Source organism: Candidatus Neomarinimicrobiota bacterium (assembly GCA_022567655.1).
GTDB lineage: Bacteria > Fidelibacterota > SORT01 > SORT01 > SORT01 > JADFGO01.
The window spans coordinates 1-4,823 of record JADFGO010000124.1; the positions used below are offsets into that span (position 1 = coordinate 1).

General features: G+C 48.2%; 4 protein-coding genes. 3 read left to right on the forward strand and 1 reads right to left on the reverse strand.

Annotation, left to right across the window (positions count from 1 at the left end; all coding sequences use genetic code 11):
• The first annotated feature begins 16 nt into the window (after nucleotides 1-16).
• From IID12_09770 to IID12_09780, 3 genes are all read left to right on the forward strand, one after another.
• Nucleotides 17-703 (forward strand): hypothetical protein, encoded by a 687-nt coding sequence (locus tag IID12_09770; protein MCH8289374.1) that lies wholly within the window; start codon nucleotides 17-19, stop codon nucleotides 701-703.
• Complete coding sequence (locus tag IID12_09775; protein MCH8289375.1) at nucleotides 703-1,749, forward strand: hypothetical protein; 1,047 nt, start codon at nucleotides 703-705, stop codon at nucleotides 1,747-1,749. The genes IID12_09770 and IID12_09775 overlap by 1 nt, the downstream gene beginning before the upstream one ends.
• Nucleotides 1,750-1,969: 220 nt before the next feature.
• Nucleotides 1,970-4,465 (forward strand): hypothetical protein, encoded by a 2,496-nt coding sequence (locus IID12_09780; protein ID MCH8289376.1) that lies wholly within the window; start codon nucleotides 1,970-1,972, stop codon nucleotides 4,463-4,465.
• A 19-nt stretch (nucleotides 4,466-4,484) separates the two neighbouring features.
• Here the strand turns inward: IID12_09780 and IID12_09785 are convergent.
• The coding region (locus IID12_09785) for a site-specific DNA-methyltransferase (protein MCH8289377.1) at nucleotides 4,485-4,823 on the reverse strand (339 nt) is incomplete at its 5' end.

Here is a 4,823-nt window from a genome sequence, read left to right on the forward strand (position 1 = left end):
GAGCCAGAGTTCTGTAATGCCCTCAACCACTTCATCCGGCTCGTTTAAATCTCCTAACGTTAGCTATTTCTTCGCGGATAGTATCCTTATAAGCGGCATTGACACGAACATGGATGGCACACCAGGACCCGCACCTGAATTACCAGGAATAACTGTCTACAGTTCAGCCGACAGTATAATACTCGCCGCGGAGATCGCAGGCAACCCGGAATGGGTGGAGGGAAGTACGGCAATCGAGGTTGACGGCACGCCACTGCCTGTTGACTTGACCGAATTGTTTTCTTACTATGAGTCTATAGCCGATATGTCTTTATCGGGCGGGGCCTATAGTAGCGTTAATTGGGGTACAGAGGCAGATCCGGTAGTAGTGTATGTTGAGGGCGACATGTATTTAAAAGGGAATAGCGTTGGTTATGGCATCCTCGCTGTCAATGGGAATCTTAGGATGGCAGAAAGTCCAACATGGTATGGTTTGGTTATTGTACACGGTGATACTACAGGCCCACAAGACACGAGAATTGAAAATACTTCTAAAATTTACGGTGCAATTATCAGCGACTCGCCTGACAATAATGTAAGGATAACGGATTCTGTAGTAATCCGGTACAGCAGCGAAGCGCTGGATATGGTGCGCACGCACTTAGAATCAACGGGAGGCTTCGCTTCCACCAGAATAATTACAGAAATAATTTGGTTTGAATAATGGGTAGAGCATCGCTTATAGTGGTCCTTGGTTTCATTGTGATATTCGGAACGATAAGAGGTAATCTCGATAAGACATCCGAAGACTCTCAATTGAATACTTCTATATTTACTGAAACAATTCTTGCCCGTCATGTTACCAACATAGCGGTCAATTATATCATGTCCATCCACTCGGAAACCGGAGTTACCAGCGAGACTTTCTCCGACACGAATTTCCTCGACGGGTCCTACGATGCAACAATTACGTCGCTTGGATATAATGCCTCACTCGACTATGATACGTTACAGATATCGGTGAACGGGCAGTATGAAGACGAGACTTATGCTACCCGGGTTCAATTTGTCAGTAAAAGTCTTCTCATGCCGAGAATTACAGCCTCTGTGGCAGTTGAATCCGACTGCACGTTGTTCAATTTCAGCGGAGGTTCTCAGATATCAGGTGTGGACTGGCTTATGGATGGATCGGGTGAAAATCCCGACGGCGAAGACCTTGCGGGTCTTACGCTGTCAAATGACGCAGACAGCGCGCGATTGGTAATAATTCTCAGCGGCAACGACACCTGGATCCAGGGGGATCCCGTCGTAGAAGTCAGCACCGATTCACCCATCGTCGATTTGGACGAGCTTGTATCATATTACGCCGGAATTGCTGACTTGACGTATTCAGGAGGCAATTTCACCAGCGCCAATTGGGGTACCAAAGATAATCCGGTGGTAGTTTATGTAAACGGCAATATATATTTTGGCGGAAATTCAGTCGGTTATGGAGTTCTCGCAATAAACGGCTCTCTGAGTATGGGCGGTAATCCGGAATGGTATGGACTTATCATAGCATCGGGAGGGGAGTCGCTGATTATAGATGCTTCCTTCGGCTCTCCGACGATTTACGGAGCTCTTCATATCGGAGCCAGCGTGACCGAGCTGACGCTTAAAGGAAGCGCTGACATCTTTTACAGCAGCGAAGCTCTGGACATGGTTCGTCTCGATCTCGAGAATAGAGGACTTGACAGGAGGATGATAACCGGACAGATATGGTACGAATAAGACTTCGAATTTTAACAAAACAAAACTATCGTGGCAGTCATGGCTTGCCATGACGCCCTGCGTTCATATTAAGCGCGGTCAGGGCAAGACCCTGACTCTCACATAATATGAACGTTTAACCTCACTTTTCACCCGTTTCAAAGATTTAAAATAACTTGACTTATCGCCGAACAGAGCATATTATATTCTAACTTGAGCATAGTTTATTGATATTAAAATCATGATGAGACCGCGCAACACAAACAATAAATCATGGTGGATTATATCCGCCCTGCTTCTATTTTCCGTTGCCCTTCCTCTCTCCTGCGACACGGTCGGGAGTGAGGCGACCATTGAAGGTCTCGTTGTCAATGGTGCGACAAATCAGCCCCTCAGCGGCGCATTTATCAGGGCAATCGGATTTCCGGAGTCGACCGATTCGGATTCGGTCGGCAAATATGAGCTTACGATATCGATAGACGATCCTGAAGTAACTACGGCAACCATTGAGATATTGAAATCAGGATTTTTTGCCGATACTCTCATAAACATCGGTTTGGAACTCGGCGGCATTGTAACCGCTCCTCCCGCCAGCCTATTTCCTATCGCCACAGCATCGGGTCAGGTTATACTGACCGGATATGCTGTGAATGGAGTTTCCAAGGAGAGTCTTCAAGGTGCTTTTGTACGCGTATTCGATCACGCAACCGACAGTGTAGAAACAAACAGCAGCGGACGTTATGAACTGAAATTCGACATCGATGCAGGCGACAGCATTTCGGTCACCGTGGAAGTATCAAAAGCAGGATTCAAGCCCGACACCGTGTCGAACGTCGGTCTCTCCTTCACCGATACCGTCTTTGTAAGAACCGCGAACCTTATCCCCATTACCGACGTAGCAGGGGAATTTACCGTTTTCGGGCAGGTCGTTGACGGTTTTTCCGGGTTCCCGCTTGGGGGTTCTCTGATACGGGCTCTGAACCATCCGGAGACGACAGAGTCAAACGTGAACGGTGAATATTATCTGCGTTTGACACTTGAGGCGGGCGAGAGCAATGTGGTTACTCTGGATGTGAGTAAAGCGACGTTTGTTCCGGATACGATCCGAAACGTGGGATTAGCATTGGGCGACACCGTCATAGCCCCGGTTGCCAGTCTCCTTCCCCTCACAGTTAAAGCAGGGGTTGCAGGCATATCGGGTAACGTAATTAACGGGTTAACTAATGCTCCTATAGAAAACGCTCATGCGCGCGCACTTGAACATCCCGAGTTCGACTTCACGGACGCAAACGGTAATTATCTGTTCTCCGTTTCACTGGCTGAAAACGAGACGAATATTGTGGACATCACAATAGTGAAAGCAGGATTTTTAACATTCACCTTACTGAACGTTGCTCTTTCTGTTGGGGACACAACAGTGGCTCCGCCGGCAAATTTAATACCGATACAACCTGAAGATGTCGAGGCGAAAATAGTAGGACGTGTAACCGACGATGTTCTGAATGAATCTCTCGATGGCGTTCTGGTCACAGTGTTAGATAGGGAGGAAACAGCAGTTACAGATCTGAACGGAAATTATGAGCTCGATATTGTTATAGCGTTTGACGAAAAGAACACTGTTGACATAGAGTTTTTCAAATCGGGATTCGAAGCAGATACTCTTTTTGATTTAGCGCTAAACATAGGCGGTACGCTAATTATTCCTGACGTAATGTTGACACCCATCGACCCTGCAGGACCTCCGTCGAACATAACCATACTGTCCGTATCCAGCACTTCAATAGGTTTAAAAGGTACAGGCGGCATAGAAACAGCCGACATCACCTTTCTCCTTAGCGACGCAAGCGGCAAACCACTTGACAGATTCCGTCCGACTGATGTTACGTTCAGCTCATCAGGTCCGGGCGGGGGCGAGTTCGTCGCTCCGGCTACGGCTACATCAGACGAGAACGGCACGGTCATGACGACTTTGAACAGCGGTACCGACGCCGGTCCGGTGCAGGTTGTTGCCACAATAGCCGGACTGGGAATCACCTCGCTGCCGGTGCCGATCTCCATACACGGCGGTCTGCCCGATGCGGCGCACTTCTCCCTTGCTTCTTCTACTTTGAATATCGCCGGATTGGTTGCACTCGGTCGTGAGGCAGTTATAACCGCTTTTGTCGGCGACAAGTTCTCCAATATAGTACCACCCGGAACGTCGATTCAGTTCCAGTCGAGCCACGGCATCGTTGAAGGTTCGGCGGTTACCGACGAGAACGGACGGGCTTCCGTTACGCTTTTTTCTGCAAACCCTCTTCCATCCCCCCCGGAAGACGGCTTCGTAACGGTTACTGGAGAAACAATAGACGAGAACGGAGATGTAATATCCGCGTCGACCCGTGTGCTCTTTTCAGGACAGACTCAGGTTCAAACGTCCTTTGTAGGGACCTTTACCATCCTCGATGGCGGTCAAGCAACATTCGATTTCACCGTCAATGATGTACCAAATGACAGACCGATAGAGGGCGGCTCAACTATCACTGTGTCAACTAATTTCGGTTTGCTGAGCGGGGATATCGGAGTCACTATTCCGGATACACAGGACAGGGGACCAAAAACCACTTCGTTCACGTTTACTTTGACAGACAGTGAACCGCTTGAAGATCCGGATGTCATAACGGACACAAGAGTAACAATTCTCGTACTCAGCCCCAACGGCAATGTACAGATCACCATATCGGGGACTGTGGATTAAATACGATCTATTGGCGATCTCAGCGCCCGCGTTTTTTCAGCACATTAAGCACACCGAACCTACCCCTGCCGAACTCTTTTGATAAAATCTGAATAGCTTCTCCCTTCGAGCTCTGTTTCCCGATAAGCTCGTCGTATTTTCCGAGAAGCTCCACAACATCTTCATTACTCCAACGTTTACCGCTGTTCAAAGGAGTGTTGTTATCAGGCTCCGCAAGGGCGTTAAGAAGCTCACCGAATTTAATTTTTTCCATTTCCCTGATATTTTGATCATATGCGATCTTGCTCTTTTCGAATCCTATCGCCCTCCTGCCTAACTTTACAGCTGTTTTAGCGCTTCCGAAACCGCCGAGAAAGAA

What these genes read in the sequence shown, in the direction of transcription:
- IID12_09770 (MCH8289374.1), top strand. Translation starts at nt 17, where the DNA reads ATGCCCTCAACCACTTCATCCGGCTCGTTTAAATCTCCTAACGTTAGC.
- IID12_09775 (MCH8289375.1), top strand. Translation starts at nt 703, where the DNA reads ATGGGTAGAGCATCGCTTATAGTGGTCCTTGGTTTCATTGTGATATTC.
- IID12_09780 (MCH8289376.1), top strand. Translation starts at nt 1,970, where the DNA reads ATGATGAGACCGCGCAACACAAACAATAAATCATGGTGGATTATATCC.